The sequence below is a fragment of the Ruegeria sp. YTSC230 genome (assembly GCF_059609665.1).
Window position 1 is genome coordinate 1 of the sequence record NZ_JBXWMC010000017.1, and the last position, 20,936, is coordinate 20,936.

Consider the following 20,936-nt stretch of genomic DNA (forward strand, 5'->3'; position numbering starts at 1 on the left):
CGCGGGATGGAGCAGCCCGGTAGCTCGTCAGGCTCATAACCTGAAGGTCGTAGGTTCAAATCCTACTCCCGCAACCATTAAGACCCTACCGCCGTCAACGGAGCCTCCGTTGGCGGCGGTTGTCGTTTCTGCGCAGGCAAAATCGAGCAGCGACGCCAATGCGCCGACCAGAATGACCTCAGGTTGCCCCCGCTTAACGCCCGGATGAACTTCAATACGTTCGATCAACTCGCGAATCCCTTCCATCGCCTCGGCCCGCGTGGTCTCGTCTGCAAGAAACGCCTGAAGTTCTCCGACCTTGCGGCGATACAGTTCGCCCACATTCGGGTGGATATCGACATTGGTGTTATCGGCAACTTTCCTCAAGTCGGCATCGAGCACCGTCTTTCGGGCCTCGAGGTCTTTCAGCGTCGTGGCCACCGAACGCGGGTCCCCTTCACCTTCCACGATGAAGTCGAGACAGCGCTGGATGCCGCGCTCAACCTTCGCGAGTTCGCTTTGCAACTCGGCTCCTCGGCTGCCACGGGTCTTGCGGAGACGGTCGAGTTCGGCGCGAAACGCCTTGGCAAATTCGTCGATGAGCGCGGCATTTCCGATCAGGATCGAACGCAACCCGTTAAGGACCCGGTCCTCAAGGGCAGTGGCGGCGATACCGGCGGGGCTGGTGCAGGTCCCCCGCTCGCGTCGGGCCGAGCAAGAATATCGCTCACGATTGACGATGGTCATCGATCCACCGCAGCTGCCACACCGCACAAGCCCCGAGAGAAGCCGCTTTTTCGTCTGGCGCTTGTTGCCCGCCTGGGACGCGTAGCGTGCCTTGATGGACTGCACCCGCTCCCATGTTGCGTCGTCAATGATCCGGAGATGCGGGACATCTTTGCGCAGCCATTCCTGTTCGGGGTTGGGACGCGAGACGCGTTTGCCCGACTCAGGATCTTTCGCGAAGCGTTGGCGATTATAGACGATGCGGCCAAGATAGAGTTCGTTGTTGAGTATCCCGTTACGGCGCTGGCGGCTACCATTGATTGTCGACGCGTTCCATGGACCGCCGCGCGGTCCCAGGACGCCCTCCCTGTTGAGTTCGGCTGCGATGCGTCTGGGGGGTTGACCTGACGCGTAGGCAGTAAAAATCCGACGAACGATCTGCGCCTGGGTTTCGTCGATCGCCCGGTCCCCCGTCGTCACGGTTCCGTCGGATTTCAGTTCGCGTACAATGCGGTACCCGTAGGAGTTCCCTCCCGGGATTTTTCCGGCCAAAACCTGGCCCGCTTGTCCCCGCCTAGTCTTAACGGCAAGGTCCTTCAGAAAGAGCGCATTCATGGTCCCTTTGAGGCCGATGTGAAGCTCATTGATCTCCCCTTCAGTGACCGTGCGGATGGCGACACCGGCATGGGTGAGGCGTTTGAAGATGGCGGCTATGTCCTCCTGATCACGGCTAAGTCGGTCGAGGCTTTCGACCAGAACCACATCAAAAGCACCTTCTCGGGCTCGGTCCATCAGCGACATTGCGCCGGAGCGGGTCTTCAGGTGACCACCACTTATTGCGTGGTCGGTGAAAACTTCCACGACATCGATCCCACCGGCCTCGGCATGAGAGCGGCATAGCTGTACTTGGTCCCCGATCGATGCCTCCTTCTGCAAGTCCGAAGAGTAACGTGCATAGATTGCGGCTCGGGTCATGATGTCTGCTCCGTATTCAATCGGGGCCGTCGCGATCCCGGTCGGCGTATTTGCCTGGCCTGGGACTTGCGGAGGTCCCGCACGACGCCCTGATAAGCACTTGTCGCTTCGATGGACCGGGCGCGGTTGTAGTAGGCTTCCGACGTGTTGAGCGTCGAATGACCCAGAATGGTGGCTATGATGGCAACGTGTTCCGGATCGTCAATGGCGACTGAAGTTGCGGCGATGTGACGGAATGCGTGGGGTCGCAGCGTCTCTCCGAATTCCCGCAGAGTAAGCTTGGCTAGGCACCCAACGAACCCGGGCGACGAAAACGCCCGACCATCCTTGGTGATCCAAAGGGCGTCGGACTGCGCCCCGTCAAGCAGGATTTGGCGGTAATGCGACAGGTAGCGGGCCATCGCACGGTCCAGTCCTGGAGGCAAAGGAAAATCCCGCGCCTTGTTGTCCTTCATGTCTTCCGCTGCGAGTGACAGGGTGAATTGGCCGCCGGTCTCCACGAGATTGTGGTCAAGACGAAGATTGAGGAACGTTCTCAACCTGAGCGGTCTGGCGATGAGCAGTGCGACGACAAGACCCTGGCGGTATCCCACTGCGCGTTCTTTCACCGACAGGGTCACGTCAGCGTCGACTGCCCGTATCCGCCTGAGCCCCCAGTCATACAGTTCCCGGGCAGTAACAACTGCTCGTCGTTTGAGCTCGCCGTGGCGGCACCTCTGGCGCAGGTTTCTTTCGGCGTTCTCGAGCCAAGACCAATCGGTCATTGGCGACATCGCCCGCACGATCTTGGTGAGTTCAGCCAGCCGCATATGGGTTGTCTCTACCGAGCACCGGCACAGGGTCGTTTCGACAAACGCTTCAACCGCTTCGGGTGTGGTCCGATTTGCCGGGCACGTTGTATCTACGAGATGTCCTTCTTGCGCCAGAAAGGCCAACCAATAGCCGTAGCTTTGCGCGCACTTGCGACGCGTCGTTTGCCGCCAATGTGACAGTGGCCCATGGCCGTCGAGAATGTCTCCTTTGGTAAAAAGCACTTCCCAGGCTTTCTGATCCCCCGACGGCCACTCCGGTTGCTTGAGTTCCATCGGGCTGCTTCTAGCGAGGGTCATCGTTATTTCTCCAATGAGACAGGACTGTTTCATCGTATCGTTTGAGCGCCCACTTGCTCTCCATGCTGGTGTAGAAACTAATGGTGGTATCCACGGACTTGTGGCCGAGCATGCGCCGGACGACTTCGTATTGGCCGGGGTAACGCATCAGGTAGAGCATGCCAGCGAGGTGACGAAAAAGATGCGCGTTCATCTCCAGGCCAATTTCCCGCCGGATGAACTGTGACACCTGTGTCGCCAACCCGCCCGATGCACGACACCCGCTGCCCGAGGCTTTGGGGAACAACCAATAACCAGGATTACCACTGACGAGGTGGCGATAGCGATCCAGGTAGATCCGAAGGAGGCGGCTCGTTTCTTTCGGAAGGTCGCCCTCGATCGCCACGCCGTTTTTGACCTCGTTCCCAGGGATCATAAGCGCAGCGTACCGTCCGGCGCCGTGTCCACGCCACACGATGTGACGGTCGACATCTATGGCCGCCAGGTTGCTCCGGCGCATAGGAACGGCGAGTAGGATGTCCACCGCAAGGGCGTACATTACATCGAGTGCGTCCCATCGCGACGGTTCGGCCCGACCTTGGGCCCGCGCGGCGACGGACGGCGGGAGTTGCACGAGGAGCTCCACGTTTCGCAGGTCCTCAAACTGACCGAGGCGGGCCTTGTTTTTTTCGGTGAGGCCATCTCGGGAAACCTTCATACGCGCTTTCATTGCCACTAGCGGGTCAAGCTCTTCGGTGGGAAGCTTGACATGATAACGTGCGATCGCGACCAGTTTGCTCACCAAGCCGTGCAGCCAGGTGGTCGGCTCGCCGCCATTGCGATCGAGGAAGAAACGGAGGATCGTCCGGAAGTGTTGCAGTTCGGCGAGAACGGAAAGGGACTGGATGTCTTCTTTGGGCAGTCCGCTCAGGACAAGTGCCGATGCCGCGTGGCGGACCTGCACCCGCACGTTGCTGATCGATTGCGGGCGCAACGCCTTCGGCGGGCCGCCCTCAGAGAGCAGGTCGACGGTCGCCAGTCGCTCGAGCCATCGCTCAAGGTCGGCCTGAAGCGCTTCAGGGAACTCCGAGAGAGGGATCGACCAATTCTTGTCCGAGCGAGATGGGGTGAGCCGATGAAGGAGCGGTGCCGTTCCCTGGTCGATGAGCCTGTTCCAGGTCTGAACGGTCATTTTGCACGCCTTGTCAGGGTCTTTGCGCAGGTTCTCCTGGTCGAGATGGTCGCGGTAGGCCAAGACGACGGCGTCGTTGACGTCGCCCTCCTCAATGCCGCGTTCTGAACAAAACGTGGCCAGCCCGGCGAGGCGGTGGCTGTCCCAGTCTTTCGCGCAGGATGCCAGCCGGGCCTTCCACGCGGGCGTACGAAACGGTGTCCGGCGACGGGCGCTCGGAGCCATGGTTGCTATCTTGATTGCGGCCGTGAGGTTCGAGATCGCATTCCGCAGGCGTTTGGCTGAGACGCCGATCTGAACATGCTGCAAGCCTGCAAGAAGAGGACGGAGACTTGCGGCGTCGGTGTTGACGGAGGCAGGAGACCGGTCGAGCCAGCGCGCGACCGTTGCGACGTCGGAAAGCAGATCGCGCCGCCGTGTGTCACTAAGGCCCGTAGCGCTCTCGACTGCTTGCAGGACCTCAGTAAAGGTCAACGCCGGTGCAGCAATCTCGGTATGCTGGTTCATCAGGTAACTCCTTTCGTGATATTCGGGACCGTCGGGTCGGTCCCGACAAACCACCCTTGGACAATGGTGGTCAGGGCCGGACTTTCGGGAAACTGTAGCATACCATTCCTCGGTAAAATGGTTGGGTACGGTTTCACGAAATTTAAAAAAGCTGATACATAACAGGTCATTAATGGACACGAATGGACATCAGGTTTCCCGCGCTCACTAAGTAGGCTTCAATGTCCTCAGGGCGGATGCGCCACTGCACTCCAACCTTGCTGGCACGCAGGTCTCCGGCAGTGATTCTGCGGCGAACAGTCTTTTCGCAGACTCCTAAAAACTCCGCAGTCTCGGCAATAGTCCATAGACGGGCACGTCTCGTCGAAATTGGTGCTTTCATTTCTATATCTCCTTGAGGTTGTGGGATGGCGTAGGTTTGAAATGCAGATCAGGCATGGTCAGTCTCCGCAGCGTCACGCGCCGCAAAATTCGCTCGTGCCGCTTCCCGCGCCAAGAGACGAACTAGAGTAACCAATTCGTGGTGAATGGGGAGTTCGGGTGTCTTGCACCCGGATTGATTAGGAGCACAGGTCACCATGCCGATCCTTCTCGAAGAACCGCTCGTGACGATGAACAACTGCCATGCTGCGGGCTTCAGCTCCACAACAGACGAGAAACCGGTTGTCCGGTCCCGTTCAACGCCAGCGAGTGCTCCGGAAAGGTGCTCCCTACGGCCCAGCCGACGCGGCTGGTTGATTAAATGAACCTCAGCGACGAGGAATAACTCGCGCGGCATGCGCAAGCAACTCGATCTGAGATTGCGGCCAACGTAGTCCGCGAATGAACAATAGCAGAAAGTTTTCTCTAAATGGTTAATTCACGGATGTGTCGGATAATTTGCAATTATAGGTTGTGTATGTCGTTTGGAGCGGTGATGGAGCGTCTGCAGTGATGAGTGCCTGAAATACTGAGGTCATTTCAAAATCAGTTAGACAACGGAATTGAAGTCAAAGTCGTTAGAGTAAAATCCGGATGTGGACTGGTGCAGCCAAACGATCACCCGCAACCCTTAGCCGCAGTGCAGAAAGAAAAGCTGCCGTTGATGAAAAGCGCAGCGAGTTTTTAGACGCCGATGTCCGAGTTGCGGACTGAGCAGCCATTCGCAATTTTACAACGAAAGACCGTTTTGCGCGCATCGCTTCCGCGGCAAAAAGCGGAAGGGCGAAAAGTGTGAATTCGCTGCTTTGCGGGAAAAAACTCTGGCATTCCTCAAAGCGTACATTGGAAAATTTGAACAAGGAGCGTGCTTGTTGAAGAAGAACAGAATTGGCGGGAAGTGCGCGTCGCCGTGAAAGGGACGAACGATACGAATCGTGATTGACAGGCGTCTGGCTTGCTGATTGCAATATTACTGCACGGCCCCCTGAAATAGGTTCAGAGGCCGAAACAACTGATGCCGCACGACAATGAACAGGCCCAAAGCGCGCATTGGTTGCGCAGGCTACGAAAGTGTCACCCGTGGTCGGGCTTACCTAAGCGACGACGCGCCCCACCAACAAGCCTGTCGAAGGTCTGGCCGCATCAGGGGATAAGCGATCAACTTGTCCGTTGCTTGTAATAGGTGTCCTTGTGGACTATCAGCCCATCACGGTAGGTCAGGATGTCGGCGCTCAGAAACTCTTCTTTCGAGCCATCCTTATGCGTCGCGGTGCGGCGGTATTCGCAGTAGGCTTTATTGCCCGAGATCGCGCAGTCCAGGGTTTCCCAATGCACGTTTTCGACTTTTTCGAACAGCGCAGAAAATGCACCGCGGATCTTTTCGGCGCCTTCCAGCCGCATGCCATGTTCGTCCGGGCCGACGGCGTGGTCAAATGTGGCGTCGTCTGCGAAATGCTTCATCACTGCATCGATGTCGTTAGCGTTAAACGCGTCGCCGACAGCGTCGACGAGGGCTCGGGTCAAAGCGGTCATGATTGCGGTCCTTTTCCATGAAGCATATCGCAAGTGTGTTTGAAGAACGGGCTTGCCTGGTCGACAAGCACGTTCAATTCGTCAAAGTGATCGGCGTCCGGGACGATGTAGAGGCCGACCTTGCGGTCTGCCGTCCCAAATTTTTCGACATACATCCGTGCCTGTCGGTGGAATTCATCCGTTTCCGCGCCACCAACAACGACCAGCTGCGGTGCATTTGTAACCGGAGGATGGTTGGTCATCGGGCTTTCGGCCTCGGCCTCTTCCGGAGTCAACCGGATGCCGGAATTGAGCGCCTCAGTCAGACGCACCGGTTCGAGGTAGCTGAGCGGTGAAACCGGGATGCCGGATTTGATCAGGTCTGCTGGAAGATCCGCTCTGAAAGCAGGCCAATTGGTCGCCAGCATCATCTGGGTGATATGGCCGCCAGCCGAGTGGCCCATCACGGTGATACGGTCTGGATTGATGCCAAAATCGCGCGCGTTGCGCCAGATAAAGGCCATCGCTTCGCGGATTTCTTCGGAAATTCGCGTGATGGTTACCGATGGGCACAGGTCATAGCCAATGACAACAGTATTGATACCCGACGCGACAAAGGGCGGTGCAATGAAGCTGTAAACCGATTTGTCGCCGCGCTGCCAGTAGCCGCCATGCACATAAACCAGCGTCGGCGCATCCGCATCCTGACAACGGAAGACATCCAGCTTTTGTTTTTCGCCTTCTCCATAACGGATATCGAGACTGCAATCGGTAGAGGCGCGCGCCGACTCGCTGTTGCTGCTCCAACTCGGAATGACAGTGACTTCATAGTCCGGTCGTCCGGCCCGCAGGTTGTATTGTGCGTCGAATTCATCAGCGCTGAAGCGGGTGTGATAGGTCAGGTGATCGCTCATGACGAAGCCTCGGGTTGGGGCGCGGAGAAGAACGTGCCGCGGCAAAAGACAAGTGGCGGAACGGGCACGTGGGCGTAGTTGATGACGCGGCCCAAGAGAATCTCATGATCGTCTGCGTCGACCCTGCTATGAACCGTGCACTCTAATTGCGCTGTGGCGCCGGGGATCAAGGGGGTCGCGGTTCCCGGGGTCCATTCAGTATCGGTAAAGCGGTTTTCGACGTCGCTGGCGAAATGCATCGCAAGGTCCTTCTGTTCGGCCGATAGGATATTGACCGCGAAATGATCCGATTGCGACAGCGTTGGGAAGACCCGGCCTGACTTTGCAACACAAACCGAAATCACCGGCGGCTCTAACGAGACCGAGGTGAACGAATTGGCGGTCAGGCCCCACGGTTCACCGTCCGCGTCATAGGTGGCGACGATGGTAACACCCGTCGGAAAGGCGCCAAGGGCACGGCGATAGTCCCGGACGTCCATCATAGAGCCCCTTCGCTGGAGCAGGCTTTTTCCAGCGCAGCCCATTCATCGGGGTTGGTCCCGAAATGACGCATGACGTGATCTTGATAGGCGGGACGTTCCGCCAGCCGCTGATACCAGGCCTCGACGTTCGGCAAGGGCGGGCGGGCGACCTCGACGTTGAAATAGCGATAGGCCACGCACCCCAGGGGAATATCCGCCATGGTAAAGCTGTCGCCGCAGACATAGGCCTTATCCGCGAGGTGCTGATTCAGAATGGTCAGGGCTTCATGCGCTTCATCGCGCAGCTTGGCGATCTTTTCCGGGTCACGCTGATCAGGTTGAGTGCGCACGGTTGCAAAGAACAGGTAGATGACAGGCCCAAAGGCGCGGCTGGCCGACCACTCCATCCATTGATCCGCTATCGCTCGGGTCTGAATGTCGGATGGGCTGAGCGTTCCTGCGCCGTACCGGTCACAGAGGTAGCGCACGATGGCAAGGCTTTCCCACAGCGCAAAATCCCCGTCGCGGATCGCTGGGATCATTCTGTTGGGATTGATCTGCAAATACATCTCGGTGTCGAGCTTGCCAAAGCTGCCCCCGGCCAGTTGCAGCGTGTAGTCCAGCCCCAGCTCATTCGCCGTCCAAATCACGGGAATGACGTTCGATGAATAGGGGCGCCCCCAAATCTCAAGCATGCTCCAGCATCCTTTTCTGGGCGATGGACTGCGTGCCGAACCGGGGCACAACATGCTCGAACAGACGATGCCAACTGGCCAGGATTTTCTCATATGGTACGCCGGTATATTGCTGCATCAGCATAAGGTGATCTAGGCCGATGGTTTCCTGCCGCTCTGCAAACCGATCCGCGACATATTCGGCGTCGCCCACCACGATGATCCCGCGTTTGTTGAGGAAATCGAACCAATCCATGTCCTCATCTTCGGAAGACATTTCTTCGCCGACATCCAGATAGCCGTGCTTGGTCCATTCCCCCTTGGGACGCGACCCGCCGAGGAATTCGTAATAGGCATTGATCGGGCCACGGATCGTGTTCACCGCTTCTTCCATGCTTTCACCAACATAAAAAGCCGTGCAGACACCAACACCTTCGCCAAGCTTCACCTCACGCCCTTCGCGTTGCGACAGGGCTTGGCGATAGGGTTCCCAACAGGCCAGCGTCGCCTTGGGGCCAGCTGCCATCGAGATCACACCCCAACCGCGCTCCCCCGCCAATTTGAACGTGGGTGGTGCGTTCGACATCAGCCAGACCGGCGGATGAGGATTGGAATAGGGGCGCGGATGCACATACATCGCTTTGTATTCGCCATCTTCATCGTGATAACGCGGGTCCAGAGGGTCAAAGAACCGGTTGGTCTCTTTCCAGCCGGGCACAGGGAACTGATAGAATTCGCCGTAATGGGTGAAGGCCTCATTGGTCCAGGCTTTCAGGATGATCTCAAGACTCTCCTGATACAGCCGCATCACCTTGGCATTGTCGCGCCGATCCGCATCTGCGTTGAACTGGATGGTTGAGCGTTCATTGATGCCCTTGGCCACGCCGAAATCAAACCGGCCTTGGGTCATGTTATCAAGCATCGCGGCATCTTCAGCCACGCGCAGGGGGTGCCAATCGGACAGGATGATGGGGGCTGTTCCGACCCGGAGTTTTTTGCAATGCGCAGCTACGTGAGTCCCCATCTGGATCGGGTTGGGCGGCGCATTCATGTAACCGTTATGGGCAAAATGATGCTCGGTGAACCAAGCAGTTGTGAAACCTGCCTGCTCGGCCAGCGAACACTGTTCGAGGATCATTTCCAGCGTGCGCGCCCAGGGAATCGTCTCACCAGGGCTAAAATTGGCAATCAAATCATAGCGCATAACGTTCTCCCGGCCGGTAGAAGATCAGTTGATTTTTCATCTCATTTTCAACTAAGTTGATTTACGCTCGAAAAGTCAACTGAAATCATTTATTCTGAAGTCATGAAAAATGACGTGTCTCAGACCGACGCCCAAAGGCTCGGAAGTGAAATTCGCGAAGTGCGCAAAGCACGTGGGCTGACCCTACAGCACTTGTCCGAAGTGGTGTTGTGTTCCAAAGCCTATCTCAGCCGGATTGAGCTTGGGACAGCTAAGGTGTCGGACGACCTGCTTGGCGAAATCAGCGATGCGCTTGCGGTTGACCCGGGCTGGTTCTTTCCCAAACAGGAGGGCGACGGACCGCTGGAGCGAAAGCACGTCGTGCGCCGCGAGAACCGTAGGGCGCTGTCCGCGATGTATACGCGCTCAACTGATGAATTAGGCTTTGAGGACGAATTGCTTTCAAGCTCCTTGTCCGGCCATTGTTACTTGATCCTATCACGGTTCCGCCCCGGCGCAGGAGAACCACCCGAGCCACTGGAAGGGTATTCATTTGAAGGTGAACAACACGCCATCGTCCTTAGCGGCGAAGTTGAGCTACGTCTCGGCAGCGAGGTCATTTCATTGCGTGAAGGAGACAGCTTTTCCTATCCATCCATGATCGCCCACCGCTTTCGCAACAAGACTGAGAAAGAAGCCACAATGGTCTGGGCGATGTCGCCGATCCGTATCACGTGGTGACTGTTGGTCTGCTACTGCAAATGCATGAAGTGCTTTTGTGTGTGGCAGATCAAAAACGACCCCGTTATTTCCTTTTCCGTTTTGACAGTGTTGCTTGTAATACAATGCTACAAATAACTGCGGCACTGTCTAACATCCTAATCTGGCAGGACAGATTCACGACGAGACAGTTGTTTGGTTGGTAGAAAAGGATAACCCATTTTTTGCACAACCTCTGCCTCTCTAAAAAACTCGGACTACGCGCGCGCAACGAAAGTCTGGTTTGGCGGGCCGCAATACAGCGTTCGAGTGTCCCAATGAACGGTAGGAGCGGGCCAGAATTGACAGTTTGGCAGACTTTTCAAAGTCCTCTTCCTGCGAGGAGCTGACCTTAAGGACACATGCAGCATTGGTAAGTTTGGGCTCGGATCAGTCATTCGCCGCACTCGGCATGAACGACTGCTACGCGGACAAAGCGCCCATTCGCCCCGATAGGAAGAACGCCCGCTTTCGTGCAATTGCTTGGTCAACTAAATCGCAACGATGCTGTACAGGGCTTTAGCTGCTGCAGTGTCCGAAACCCTTTCTGCCGGAATAACGGCACCGTAGTTTTGTGCATATTGAATATGCGCCTCATGCTGGGTGTGAGGCCAATCACTTCCCCAGACGACATGGTTGTCCTGCAGAACATCCAACAGTGCATCCGCATGTGGCCTTAGATCAAATGTCGTTCGGTAATGCGCAGAGAATTTGAAATACAGTCGACTGCGATCGCTCAGCGCGTTTACCGCGCCTATCAGCGGATCATCTTCAGGCGCGGGTTCAGAGGGAAGACCAAAGTGATCTATGACCAGGTTTATGCCCTGATCGCACAGCCCCTCCAGATGTGGTGCCAAGCGCGGTCCTTCAAGATGGACCTCCAGATGCAGGTTCCTTTGGCGCATTTTTTGAAAGAGCGCTTGTATGAGCGGCGAGGTCAGATCCGGGATCTCCGCACCGCGCACTAAGTTCCAGCGAATCCCCCTGATTCCCGCTGAGACCAATCGGTCGAGTTCGTCGTCATCAACGCTAGGCGCCACAACTCCGACACCTGCGAAGCGACTCCGGTCGAGCTTGCCAAGCGCCGCGCAAAGTTCTGAATTGTCCGTACCAAGAAAACTGACCTGAACAATCACGCCACCCATAAGACCATGACTCTCAAGGTGTTTTTTCCAGGTTGCAAGGGGCGCCGGCTTTTCCGGCACATAGCGCGCACCGGGTATTGCGGACATCTTTTCGTACACATGTGCATGACAGTCGAAGTGAATCACACAGGGCTCCTTCAAGTCATATATATGACTGGTTGACTGAATGTATTATTCCGGCTTACCCTAAGCGCGGGAGGAATGTTATGGCAACTGGTTTTGCATCAACGGATGATCGGCTTCCGGCCTATGCGCGGTTACGGGACACACTTGCGGCACGCATCGCCAATGGCGAATGGACGTCTGATCAAGCCCTTCCATCCGAGGCGAAGCTGGCCAAGGAATATGGCCTGTCTGTCGGCACCGTGCGAAAGGGCGTTGACGGGTTGGTACAAGAGGGCCTTCTGGAGCGTCGTCAGGGATCGGGCACCTTCGTGCGCGCGCCCTCGTTTGACGCGACGCTGTTCCGGTTTTTTCAGTTGCGCCAGATTGATGGATCACAACTCTCCATCCCATCCAGTCACCTGATCCTGCGCAGCCGCGTTCAGGCCCCGGACGAAGCCACCGAGGCGCTTGGGACCCGTGATGTCATCAAGATTGTCCGTTTGCGCAGCCTGTCGGATGAACCAGTACTGTTTGAAGAGATATTTATCCCGACGCAGACATTCGCCGGGTTTGAAGAGCTATCTGAGTCAGACTTTGGCCCGCTGCTCTATCCGCTTTACTTCGAGCGCTTCGGCGTACTTGTGAAACGCGCGACCGATGAGCTTGGCTTTGGCAGGGCGACGGCTGCGGTGGCAGCGCAGCTAAGACTGAACGAAGACGATCCGTTGGCCATAATCCGGCGCACAGCTTTCGACATCGAAGGCAAACCCGTCGAATGGCGCATCGCCCATGGCAACGCCGAGCGGTTTCGGTACCGCAGTGAAATCTCGTAAATCCATTGATCCTGGGAGGAACATCATGAACATCAAAATGACTCTGGTCGGTCTGGCCGCATGCACCGCACTGGCGACGCCGGTACTGGCTGAATACCCGGAACGGGCACTTGAGCTGACTATCCCGGCAGGTGCTGGCGGCGGCACCGATACCAGCGCCCGCAAACTGGCCATCCTGCTGGAAGAGGCACTGGGTCAATCCATTGCGGTACTGAATGTTTCGGGTAGCGGTGGCGCGGTTGGCGCGACGCAGTTCATGCAGGCCAAGCCCGATGGCTACTCTTTGTTTGCGACCTGGAACAGCCCGCTAACCACAGTGCCTCAGGTGCAGAATGTAGCCTATTCGCTGGACAGCTTCACGCCGATCGCGTCGACATCAGAAACGGCTTATACGCTTTGCGTTAAGGCGGACTTCCCCGGCACGACCGGCGAGGCGTTTTTAGAAGAACTGGCCGCGAACCCCGGCAAATACACCTATGCCAATGACGGCATCGGCGGGACCATGCAGCTTGCTGCGGAACGGATATTTCAGGCCAAAGACATCGACGCTGTTGCCATTCCCTTTGGCGGCGCCAAGGAATCGATGCAGAACTTCCTTGGCGGGCACGTGGATATCTACGGCGGATCGATCTCGACCATATTGCCTCATGTCGAGGCTGGGACGGCAGTATGCCCGATCGTAACCTCTGCTGCTGACGTGGCTGCGCTGCCCGGCGCCTCAGGGCTTGCCTCATTGGGCATGGCGGATAAGGAAACCCTGTTGTGGCGCGCGATCCTTGGCCCCAAGGGTATGGACCCTGCCATTGTTGCGCAACTTGCCGACGTCATCGAAGCTGCTGTCAATGATCCGGGCTATATCGAGTTTCTGGCCACCAAAGGCGAGATTCCAAACGTCGTGAAAGGCGATGATCTCGGCAAGCGTCTGCAGGATGAATATGACGGGCTCGCCGAAGTTTCCAAAGCGCTGGGGCTCTGATCCATGGAGCGTCAGCAGGACATAGCACTGGGAGCCATCTTTGTCGCTTTTGGTCTGGCCGCCGCCTGGGGCGCCATGGCCTATACCGGCGCAAGTGGCAACTACCCTCTGGTTCTGGGTCTCTTGCTGGCGCTGACCGGTGCGCTTGTTGCATTCAAAGCGATACGGTCAAATGACACGGCCGAGCGCGTCCTTGTCGACGCGCCCGCCAAACTTTTCACCGCCATCGGCGTTGGAGTGATCTACGTCGCATTGGTGGTGCCACTTGGATTTTTTACGTCTTCCTTTCTTCTGATGCTGGCTCTGCCCTTTGCTCTGGGTTTCCGCCGCCATGTCTACGCGCTCTTGGTGGGTGCGATCTTTACCGCGATCGTTTACCTCGTGTTCTCGGTCTTTCTGGAACGGCCTCTTCCGCGCGAGGCGATTTTAAGCCTGTTTGGCACGGGAGGCTGAAGTGGATTTCTACATAAATGCTCTGACCGGAGTTCTGACCTTCGGCCCAATCGTTGCCATGATCGGCGCGACCATACTTGGTGTTTTTATCGGTGCTCTCCCCGGCCTGAACCCGGTGATGGCCATCGCACTGCTTTTGCCGTTGACCTATTCGATGGACCCGCTGGTCGCCCTTGGCATGGTGGCAGGTATCTATAACGGCTCGATGTATGGCGGGGCGATCCCGTCGATCCTGTTGCGCATTCCGGGCACGCCCGCATCAATCGCTACAACATTTGACGGCTTTCCCATGGCCGAAAAGGGCGAGGCCGCGAAAGCGTTGAAAGTTGCCTGCTATTCTTCGGCCATTGGCGGCATCGTATCTGCGGTTGCCCTGATGACAATCGGCCCGCTTTTGGCGAAGGTGACACTGCTGTTTGGTCCGGCGGAGTATTTCTGGATTGCGGTTTTCGGCATGGCGTCCGTGGGTGTCATGGTCGGCTCTGATCCGATTAAGGGCTTGATGGCGGCCTTGTTGGGACTTTGGATCGGGGCTATCGGCTTGGACAATCTGTCGGGTCAGGCGCGGTATACCTTTGACCAAACCTGGCTTTTGGGCGGAATGCCTTTGATCGTGGTGCTGGTGGGGCTCTACGCCCTGCCACCGGTGCTGCAACTGGCCGAGAAAAGCGACTTCAAAGGCCTGTCAGCCGCTGCGCTCAAGCTGCAGGCCGTGCCCTTCAAAAAGGGTGAACTGCAGGGCCTGATCCCGACTTGGATCCGGGCTTCGGGCATCGGTATCTCTGTAGGCATCCTGCCCGGCGCAGGCGGCAACATCGCGGCGTTCCTAAGCTACAATACCGCCAAAAATGCCGATAAGGACCCCGACAGCTTTGGCAAAGGCAATCCAAAGGGCGTCGCCGCCGCCGAATGCGGCAACAATGCCGACAACGCAGCGTCGATGATCCCGGCTCTGGCTCTGGGCATCCCTGGAAATGTCGTGGCGGCGCTGGTGCTAAGTGCACTGGTGATCCACGGGCTGCAACCGGGTCCGCAACTGTTCCAGCAAAGCCCTGTTCTGGTCGGCGGCTTCATGATGGAGATGTTGCTGACCTCGCTTCTGATCCTCTGCCTCGGTGGCGCACTGGCTACCCGCGTCTTTGCCCAGTTTCAGCGCCTGCCAGGCGTTCTGCTGGTGCCCTCGATCCTGATCCTGATGTGCGTGGGCGTCTATGTGATCAATGGGCGCCCGGTGGATCTGTGGATCATGCTGCTGGCGGGTATTGCCGGGTATTTCCTCGAAAAGGTCAACGTCCCTCTTGCCCCTATTATCCTCGGCATGATCCTTGGCCCGATGGCCGAACAAAGCGTGCGACGGGCTCTGTTGATCAGTCGGGGTGATGCAACCGAACTGGTGACACGCCCGATCTCCGCAGTCCTGGCGATTGCAACCGTGCTTGTGATCCTGTGGCCGATCTTCAAAGCACTACGGCAAAAACGGCAGATATCGCAAAGCAAAAATTAAGTCGCGCAACTTGCAAGCCGCCGTTCGTACAGAACGCGGCAATCGACGCTTTGGGCTCGAAGCGGTCTTGCGGCAGCGCAGCGGGCCGAGCTTGAACCTCGGTCGGGAAGCAGCCATTCCCGAAACACAGAAAATGCAACGCTTTCAGCGGTGCGGCCCGATGCTCGGACATTCGGCTGTTCGAAGCGGTTGTTAGACTACAGGGCCCGGAACGACGGCGCCGAGCCCATTCTTGACATTGTTGCGACAGCAGAAAATCAGTGCTTTCAGACCGTGTTTGACTAATGCCCGTTGTTAATCGCTTGTTGGTTCGAGCCGTTTCGTTAAGCTCAACACTGGAGGGCTACGATGCGTTCGCGAATAACAACCCTGATGATCGTCGACATGGTCGGGTACTCATCCATGATGAACGCCAATCAGGAAGCTGCAATAGACGCGGTGCGTGAACTCAAGCATCACCAACTAGAGCCGGTGCTTTCGGACTTTGGCGGAGAAATTCTCAAACGCATGGGCGACGGCTGGATTGTCTCTTTTTCCTCGATCAGTGCTGCCTTGGACAGTGCCGTTAAAGTACAAACCAATCTTTATAACCACCCCACCATAAAGCTAAGGATTGGGTGCCATCTGGGTGAAATTATCGAAGATGACGACGACTTTTATGGCACTGGTGTAAACATCACGCAACGTATCCAGACGGAAGCGCCGCCCGGTGGCGTGATGGTGTCTGAAGATTTTTGCCGCCAGCTATCGACTGAAAAGGCTGCGGTACTTAGCGACGCCGGCGCATTTAACCTAAAGAATATCTCGCTGCCTGTGCGGCTTTTCCAATGGCGACCTGCACCGGGTGCGAAAGGTAAGTCGGGTGATGTGCCCTCTATCGCTGTCCAAGCCTTTGAATATGCGCCGCTTGATGCTGAGACCGAAGCGCTTGCGGGTGATCTTCGAGACCAGTTGCTCGTGCGGATATCACGGAGGAAAGGTGTTTCTGTTTTTGATGCATCTGCAAAGACAGTAGACGAAGCGACCTATGATTTGCGCGGGCGAGTTAGGATCGCGGGAGAGCGCGGTAGGCTAACCGTCACGCTGATCTCACGTACCGACGCAAGGCCTGTCTGGTCGCAGACATATGAGGCTCTGACGGATGATGTATTCGCATTCTGCGACAATGTTCTGGAACAGGCTGAGGGCGATTTGCGCCTGCAAACCAATGCTTTCGATGGTGATCGACTTGTCGGCATCCCTGTCGAGGACCTAAGTATATCCGAGCTTCGCGCACGTGCAGCAAACGAGTTTTATAAGGTCACGATAGAAAGCTGGGAAGAAGGGCTTTCACTGATGCAACGTGCGATCTCGCTCAATCCGCTGGATGGAATGTCGCTTTGCATGCGCGTGGAAGCACAACTCATGCTGTATGGCGCGCGGTACGAGACTATGCCTGAGGACATTCAGAAAAGATGTGCGGAGGACTTAAGCACTGCCGTAATGCAAATACCCAAGAGCGACTACGTCATTTGGGTTCGCGGAAATTTCCGTCTTGCGGCGCAAGAGGATGTCTTCGGTGCCCGCGCTGACCTGAAACGCAGTAGGCAGTTGAACCCTGCCTATTTAGAGAACCACGAACTTGAGGGCCAGATTTTACTGCGAGAGTCTGACTTCGCGGGGGCGGATCTCGCTTTTTCGCGCCTCGTGGAGCGTGGGGAGCAGGATCCGCTGCAACCATATCGGCTGTTTATGCGTGGTGTCGCGAGGTACTGCGGCGGAAACTATGAAGGGGCAGCTCAGGACGCGTCAGCCGCCTATGACTTACGCCCAAATGAAGCTGGTCATCTGAAACTCCGAGCGATGGCGTTGACCGAAATGCGACTTCCTGAACAGGGTGAGTCAAGCCTAAACGCTGCGAAAAAGCTGTCACAGAACCCGATGATGACCACAAAGCCACCGGTCCTGCCGCCTGACTTTCGCTGGGTGTTAGATAAGCTGAAACCAAGTGCCTAAAGCTAAAGCGTTCCATCACAGAAATATCCGGGCGACCGTCCGCTAAGTCCGCTCAGCGGTCGTTCAGACAGAGTGCAGCGAACGACTGCACTGAGCCCGAAGCGGTCACTGATCTTCGAAGAACCAGCAAAACCTAAATGCTTGACCAAGTGTCGTTCAACACAGACCATGATGTGACGCGGAAGTTCCCAGGGACGGGCGATGGAAAGACGCATAACCGCAATTATGGCCGCAGATATAGTCGGGTTCAGTCGCTTGATCGAACGCGACGAGGTCGGTGTTCTACATCGACAAAAGACAATCACGAAGTCAATAATCAAGCCCGCGCTCGATCTGCATCACGGAAGGATAATAAAGACGACAGGTGACGGCTTTCTCGCTGAATTTCCTTCAGTGTTTGCCGCGGCGAATTGCGCGATTGAACTGCAAAGGACGATCCTCAACTCGCAGGCCGAAATTGCGGAAGGAGACCAAATCAGCTACCGGATGGCTGTGCATATTGGTGATGTCGTTGCTGACGAAGGTGACTTGTTTGGAGATGGTATGAACGTTGTTTCCCGTCTTGAAGCGTTCGCCGCTCCGGGAGGCATCGTTGTATCTGATGTTGCTTGCAAACTATTGCAGAAACAACTGCCCGTCCGCTTCGTCTCGGGAGGCAAAAAGCAGCTAAAAAACATACTTGAGCCGGTAGAGATCTATCATATCAGCGTTGACGGTTTTGGAGACGCAAACGTAGCCGTCGAGCCATTGGGCAAGCCAAGCAGGCGCCTGAGGCTTGGTGTGTATGCGCTCGGTTTGGGTCTGCTTTTGGTCGGGACATGGTTCGCGGTTACAAGCTTTCCGAGCCGTCAAACTGAAAACGATTTGTACAATGGTCGCACGTCGATTGTCGTGATGCCGTTCAGTGACACCGGGTCGCTCCAGGGACAAGACTATTTTGCTGACGGACTGACGCATGACATCACGACCGATCTATCCCAACTTCCAGAGTTGTTCGTTATGTCACGCGCGAGCGCCTACAGTTACAAATCTACGAGCGCTGAGCCCATGCAAATCAGCCAAGATTTGGGCGTACGCTACATTTTGTCCGGAAACGTAAGGAAAGTCGAAGACACGATCCGCATTAACCTGACGCTGGTGGATGGCACGACAGGAGGGGAAATATGGGCAGAAAGGTTTGATGGCGAAACAGAAAATGTTCTCGCTTTTCAGGATCGGGTCGTCAATCGAGTAGTGTCTTCTCTGCCGGTGGAGCTCGACGTCCAGCAAGTTGCCAGAAGCGAAATTGGTGGCACCCAAAACCCTCTTGCTTTTGATGCATACCTTCAAGCTCTGCATCTATACGACACTGGCACAGCGCAGAGTTTCGCTGAGGCTGTACCTTATCTTGAGGTCGCTACGAAACTTGATCCCGACTACGGGCGAGCATATGCGCTTCTGGCTCTGATTTACTTTGAAGCTTGGCAAAACTACTGGCACGCAGAATTTGGATACCAAACCGAACTGGAGCGCCGGTTTCTCAAAAGGTCTTCGGAAGAGACACTCAAGTTAGCGAAACAAAACCCTACCGCACTCGCTTACCTGGTGACGGCGCAAATTATGCGTGTCGACGGCAAAACCAATGAAATGTTTCAGCAAGCCGTCAACGCCTTGGAGGTTGAACCGAACTCAGCTGACGCTCTATACACACGCGCTTTGGCCCGCCTGCTCAATGGTGAAACGAATGCGGCACTTACAGACATTGAGAAAGCCATCGCTGCGAACCGAATTTACCCGACGTACTACCTGACGTTAAAAGGCGGCATTCTGTTTTCTCTTGAGCGCTATGAGGAAGCAGCGCCTGTCTTGGAGGTAGCGCGTTCGAGAGAACCTTCTTCGCGGGATGCGCTGATGTTCAATGTCGCAACTCTTTCCATGCTTGGTCGTTCCGTTGAGGCTGAGATGCGGGAAATCTGGAGGCTTGGAGAGCGCATTCACATTTACAAAACCCGGTGGCGTTTCAAAAATGATAGCGATTGGGACAGATTGGCTGATGCGCTTCGATCTGCCGGCGTCTCCGAAGATTACTAGTCAAGTAGCTAAATCGATCGACTTGCGCAGATCTTTTTTCAGCGCTAGATGCCGCCTGGCGGCGAACGGCGTCTTTGTCCGCAGAGCAGTCGTTCAAGCAGAGTGCGGCGGACGGCTGCTTCGAGCCCAAATCGGACCTCAGTTTTGAAAGAAATACCAGTTCAGCACTGCTGCAATCACATCGGCTTTGTGAAGCGCGTTCTGCTTTATTGAAGGGCTTTCTCAAAAGTGGCTGTAAGCCTTTCATTCAGCGCGTGGTGCGGTTTGGCTGATGAGCCATAATGAAGCTCGGCAAAGGCAGCAATATCATTGAAAATCACGACAGAGCCACCGTCATCGCCCGCATAAACCAGCAACTTTTGGCAAAATGCATCAAGGCCGATTGCTGGGAACTTGGCCATCGCCATACCACCAGGCCCAGGTCCGCCGAAGAGCAAAAGTACTGCTTCGGGCAGTTCCACACCCTGCGTTGCAGCTTCTTCTGCAAAGTCAATTTCACCGAACCAGACAGTATCGTCTTGCGCCATCACGATGTTGGTGAGGTTTTCAACCGCCTCGGCAACACTTAGTGCGGAGGTCAACTCGATGACACCATAGTCGTTACTGAGCCCATCTATTGGTGCTGCATCGCCGTCGGCGGCTCGCGTTACGTCTGCTAGTCTTTGCGAGAACATATCGAGTGCGGGCTTGTCGCTGAGCCCATGGCGGACTTCAAGAAAATCCGAACCTGTATGAACAACTTTAGCAGTACCATCTTGTGCGTAAGACAGAACACGGAATGGTAAGTCGAGCCCCGCTCGTATGTTTTCTTTCAGAATGGATGTGTTGATTTCAGGGTCCGAAAAAATCTGAACACGCGAGGGCGGCATCTCTACACCCTCGGCAGCCGCGAGCCGAGCGTGGTCAATCGAGGCGATGGAAGCTAATCCAGCCTCCTCGATGGCGACCTCAACCGACGTAAGATTTTCGTCCACCGCTTCTTGCACGGATGACGCCTGCGCCATCATTGCGGTAGCAAATATTAGAGATATTCCCGCAAACGAACGATGCGCGGTTCGAACTACAGTCATAACAACCTCAATTAACTTCATCATTTCTTCGCAACGCAACAAAGGCCAACACGCCGAATACCAATTCGGCCACAAGATAGAACAATAAAACGAGCCCTGGCATGCCATCCACTATAATGCTCAGCGCGCGCCCGGCAGCAAGGCCCACCATAAACAGAAAAAGCACCCAGAGCGCGGGCCGCTGCAACTCCGGTTTTCCTGCTGCCATCAGCCAAAAAACGGCGTTTGCCAGATACAGCCCCATGATGGCTCGGAAAACATGCGCTTGGTTCGTTCCTTCCACTGGGAAGCCGAGCAAGTATGATACAGTCACTGACGGTAAGAGCCCGTATGATAGTGCTATCGGCACCAGGCCAAGTGCTGCAAGGAGTAGCAGTGTACGGTCAGTCATTTTC

The 20,936-nt window shown here is 56.1% G+C and carries 19 protein-coding genes and 1 tRNA gene; 8 read left to right on the forward strand and 12 right to left on the reverse strand.

Going from position 1 to position 20,936, the window contains the following annotated elements; all coding sequences use genetic code 11:
• Positions 1 to 77 (forward strand) — tRNA-Met (locus AC2FD9_RS22390).
• Here AC2FD9_RS22390 and AC2FD9_RS22395 read toward each other — a convergent pair.
• The 9 genes from AC2FD9_RS22395 to AC2FD9_RS22435 form a co-directional block, all read right to left on the reverse strand.
• Positions 34 to 1,680 carry a recombinase family protein gene (locus tag AC2FD9_RS22395; RefSeq protein ID WP_282121525.1) on the reverse strand — a complete coding sequence of 549 codons (1,647 nt, stop codon included), beginning with the start codon at positions 1,678 to 1,680 and terminating at the stop codon, positions 34 to 36. The two genes, AC2FD9_RS22390 and AC2FD9_RS22395, sit on opposite strands and share 44 nt — an antisense overlap.
• Positions 1,677 to 2,789 (reverse strand): tyrosine-type recombinase/integrase, encoded by a 1,113-nt coding sequence (locus AC2FD9_RS22400; protein ID WP_496838867.1) that lies wholly within the window; start codon positions 2,787 to 2,789, stop codon positions 1,677 to 1,679. Before AC2FD9_RS22400 ends, AC2FD9_RS22395 begins: the two co-directional genes overlap by 4 nt.
• Positions 2,776 to 4,467 carry a tyrosine-type recombinase/integrase gene (locus AC2FD9_RS22405; protein WP_496838868.1) on the reverse strand — a complete coding sequence of 564 codons (1,692 nt, stop codon included), beginning with the start codon at positions 4,465 to 4,467 and terminating at the stop codon, positions 2,776 to 2,778. Before AC2FD9_RS22405 ends, AC2FD9_RS22400 begins: the two co-directional genes overlap by 14 nt.
• Before the next feature lie 169 nt (positions 4,468 to 4,636).
• Positions 4,637 to 4,849: a helix-turn-helix domain-containing protein gene (locus AC2FD9_RS22410; protein ID WP_282121522.1), complete on the reverse strand. Its 213-nt coding sequence runs from the start codon at positions 4,847 to 4,849 to the stop codon at positions 4,637 to 4,639.
• A gap of 1,196 nt (positions 4,850 to 6,045) precedes the next feature.
• Positions 6,046 to 6,420 carry a nuclear transport factor 2 family protein gene (locus AC2FD9_RS22415; protein ID WP_496838869.1) on the reverse strand — a complete coding sequence of 125 codons (375 nt, stop codon included), beginning with the start codon at positions 6,418 to 6,420 and terminating at the stop codon, positions 6,046 to 6,048.
• Positions 6,417 to 7,313, reverse strand: a complete 897-nt coding sequence (locus AC2FD9_RS22420; RefSeq protein WP_282119690.1) for an alpha/beta hydrolase — start codon at positions 7,311 to 7,313, stop codon at positions 6,417 to 6,419. The genes AC2FD9_RS22415 and AC2FD9_RS22420 overlap by 4 nt, the downstream gene beginning before the upstream one ends.
• Positions 7,310 to 7,792, reverse strand: coding sequence for a flavin reductase family protein (locus AC2FD9_RS22425; protein ID WP_496838870.1), 483 nt, complete (start codon positions 7,790 to 7,792; stop codon positions 7,310 to 7,312). Before AC2FD9_RS22425 ends, AC2FD9_RS22420 begins: the two co-directional genes overlap by 4 nt.
• Positions 7,792 to 8,469, reverse strand: a complete 678-nt coding sequence (locus AC2FD9_RS22430; protein WP_058271313.1) for a glutathione S-transferase family protein — start codon at positions 8,467 to 8,469, stop codon at positions 7,792 to 7,794. Before AC2FD9_RS22430 ends, AC2FD9_RS22425 begins: the two co-directional genes overlap by 1 nt.
• Positions 8,462 to 9,652 (reverse strand): LLM class flavin-dependent oxidoreductase, encoded by a 1,191-nt coding sequence (locus tag AC2FD9_RS22435; RefSeq protein WP_282119689.1) that lies wholly within the window; start codon positions 9,650 to 9,652, stop codon positions 8,462 to 8,464. The genes AC2FD9_RS22430 and AC2FD9_RS22435 overlap by 8 nt, the downstream gene beginning before the upstream one ends.
• 102 nt (positions 9,653 to 9,754) lie before the next feature.
• Between AC2FD9_RS22435 and AC2FD9_RS22440 the strand changes: the two genes are divergently transcribed.
• Positions 9,755 to 10,372: a helix-turn-helix domain-containing protein gene (locus tag AC2FD9_RS22440; protein ID WP_233493339.1), complete on the forward strand. Its 618-nt coding sequence runs from the start codon at positions 9,755 to 9,757 to the stop codon at positions 10,370 to 10,372.
• A gap of 509 nt (positions 10,373 to 10,881) precedes the next feature.
• Here the strand turns inward: AC2FD9_RS22440 and AC2FD9_RS22445 are convergent.
• A complete protein-coding gene (locus AC2FD9_RS22445) occupies positions 10,882 to 11,661 on the reverse strand; it encodes an amidohydrolase family protein (RefSeq protein WP_496838871.1) in 780 nt (259 codons plus the stop codon).
• A gap of 80 nt (positions 11,662 to 11,741) precedes the next feature.
• Between AC2FD9_RS22445 and AC2FD9_RS22450 the strand changes: the two genes are divergently transcribed.
• From AC2FD9_RS22450 to AC2FD9_RS22475, 6 genes are all read left to right on the forward strand, one after another.
• Positions 11,742 to 12,473: a GntR family transcriptional regulator gene (locus tag AC2FD9_RS22450; protein ID WP_496838872.1), complete on the forward strand. Its 732-nt coding sequence runs from the start codon at positions 11,742 to 11,744 to the stop codon at positions 12,471 to 12,473.
• Between the two features lie 25 nt (positions 12,474 to 12,498).
• A complete protein-coding gene (locus tag AC2FD9_RS22455) occupies positions 12,499 to 13,449 on the forward strand; it encodes a tripartite tricarboxylate transporter substrate binding protein (RefSeq protein ID WP_496838873.1) in 951 nt (316 codons plus the stop codon).
• A gap of 3 nt (positions 13,450 to 13,452) precedes the next feature.
• Entirely contained in the window at positions 13,453 to 13,902 is a 450-nt protein-coding gene (locus tag AC2FD9_RS22460) for a tripartite tricarboxylate transporter TctB family protein (protein WP_496838874.1), read from the forward strand.
• A 1-nt stretch (position 13,903) separates the two neighbouring features.
• Entirely contained in the window at positions 13,904 to 15,406 is a 1,503-nt protein-coding gene (locus AC2FD9_RS22465) for a tripartite tricarboxylate transporter permease (protein ID WP_496838875.1), read from the forward strand.
• Positions 15,407 to 15,754: 348 nt separating this feature from the next.
• The gene (locus tag AC2FD9_RS22470) at positions 15,755 to 17,401 is read left to right on the forward strand and encodes an adenylate/guanylate cyclase domain-containing protein (protein ID WP_496838876.1); all 1,647 of its coding nucleotides are present in this window, start codon (positions 15,755 to 15,757) and stop codon (positions 17,399 to 17,401) included.
• A 225-nt stretch (positions 17,402 to 17,626) separates the two neighbouring features.
• Positions 17,627 to 19,471, forward strand: a complete 1,845-nt coding sequence (locus AC2FD9_RS22475) for an adenylate/guanylate cyclase domain-containing protein (protein ID WP_496726985.1) — start codon at positions 17,627 to 17,629, stop codon at positions 19,469 to 19,471.
• A 206-nt stretch (positions 19,472 to 19,677) separates the two neighbouring features.
• Here AC2FD9_RS22475 and AC2FD9_RS22480 read toward each other — a convergent pair whose 3' ends face one another.
• Both AC2FD9_RS22480 and AC2FD9_RS22485 read right to left on the reverse strand, forming a co-directional pair.
• Positions 19,678 to 20,562, reverse strand: coding sequence for a DUF302 domain-containing protein (locus AC2FD9_RS22480; protein WP_496838877.1), 885 nt, complete (start codon positions 20,560 to 20,562; stop codon positions 19,678 to 19,680).
• Positions 20,549 to 20,932: a DUF4345 domain-containing protein gene (locus AC2FD9_RS22485; RefSeq protein WP_282121252.1), complete on the reverse strand. Its 384-nt coding sequence runs from the start codon at positions 20,930 to 20,932 to the stop codon at positions 20,549 to 20,551. The genes AC2FD9_RS22480 and AC2FD9_RS22485 overlap by 14 nt, the downstream gene beginning before the upstream one ends.
• Positions 20,933 to 20,936 lie beyond the last annotated feature (4 nt).

Bases quoted from the DNA above. Each gene is read 5' to 3' on its own strand.
- AC2FD9_RS22460 (WP_496838874.1), top strand. From the start codon at position 13,453: ATGGAGCGTCAGCAGGACATAGCACTGGGAGCCATCTTTGTCGCTTTT.
- AC2FD9_RS22400 (WP_496838867.1), bottom strand. From the start codon at position 2,789: ATGACCCTCGCTAGAAGCAGCCCGATGGAACTCAAGCAACCGGAGTGG.
- AC2FD9_RS22470 (WP_496838876.1), top strand. From the start codon at position 15,755: ATGCGTTCGCGAATAACAACCCTGATGATCGTCGACATGGTCGGGTAC.
- AC2FD9_RS22475 (WP_496726985.1), top strand. From the start codon at position 17,627: ATGGCCGCAGATATAGTCGGGTTCAGTCGCTTGATCGAACGCGACGAG.
- AC2FD9_RS22485 (WP_282121252.1), bottom strand. From the start codon at position 20,932: ATGACTGACCGTACACTGCTACTCCTTGCAGCACTTGGCCTGGTGCCG.
- AC2FD9_RS22425 (WP_496838870.1), bottom strand. From the start codon at position 7,792: ATGGACGTCCGGGACTATCGCCGTGCCCTTGGCGCCTTTCCGACGGGT.
- AC2FD9_RS22480 (WP_496838877.1), bottom strand. From the start codon at position 20,562: ATGAAGTTAATTGAGGTTGTTATGACTGTAGTTCGAACCGCGCATCGT.
- AC2FD9_RS22450 (WP_496838872.1), top strand. From the start codon at position 11,742: ATGGCAACTGGTTTTGCATCAACGGATGATCGGCTTCCGGCCTATGCG.
- AC2FD9_RS22440 (WP_233493339.1), top strand. From the start codon at position 9,755: ATGAAAAATGACGTGTCTCAGACCGACGCCCAAAGGCTCGGAAGTGAA.
- AC2FD9_RS22405 (WP_496838868.1), bottom strand. From the start codon at position 4,467: ATGAACCAGCATACCGAGATTGCTGCACCGGCGTTGACCTTTACTGAG.
- AC2FD9_RS22420 (WP_282119690.1), bottom strand. From the start codon at position 7,313: ATGAGCGATCACCTGACCTATCACACCCGCTTCAGCGCTGATGAATTC.
- AC2FD9_RS22455 (WP_496838873.1), top strand. From the start codon at position 12,499: ATGAACATCAAAATGACTCTGGTCGGTCTGGCCGCATGCACCGCACTG.
- AC2FD9_RS22410 (WP_282121522.1), bottom strand. From the start codon at position 4,849: ATGAAAGCACCAATTTCGACGAGACGTGCCCGTCTATGGACTATTGCC.
- AC2FD9_RS22430 (WP_058271313.1), bottom strand. From the start codon at position 8,469: ATGCTTGAGATTTGGGGGCGCCCCTATTCATCGAACGTCATTCCCGTG.
- AC2FD9_RS22435 (WP_282119689.1), bottom strand. From the start codon at position 9,652: ATGCGCTATGATTTGATTGCCAATTTTAGCCCTGGTGAGACGATTCCC.
- AC2FD9_RS22415 (WP_496838869.1), bottom strand. From the start codon at position 6,420: ATGACCGCTTTGACCCGAGCCCTCGTCGACGCTGTCGGCGACGCGTTT.
- AC2FD9_RS22395 (WP_282121525.1), bottom strand. From the start codon at position 1,680: ATGACCCGAGCCGCAATCTATGCACGTTACTCTTCGGACTTGCAGAAG.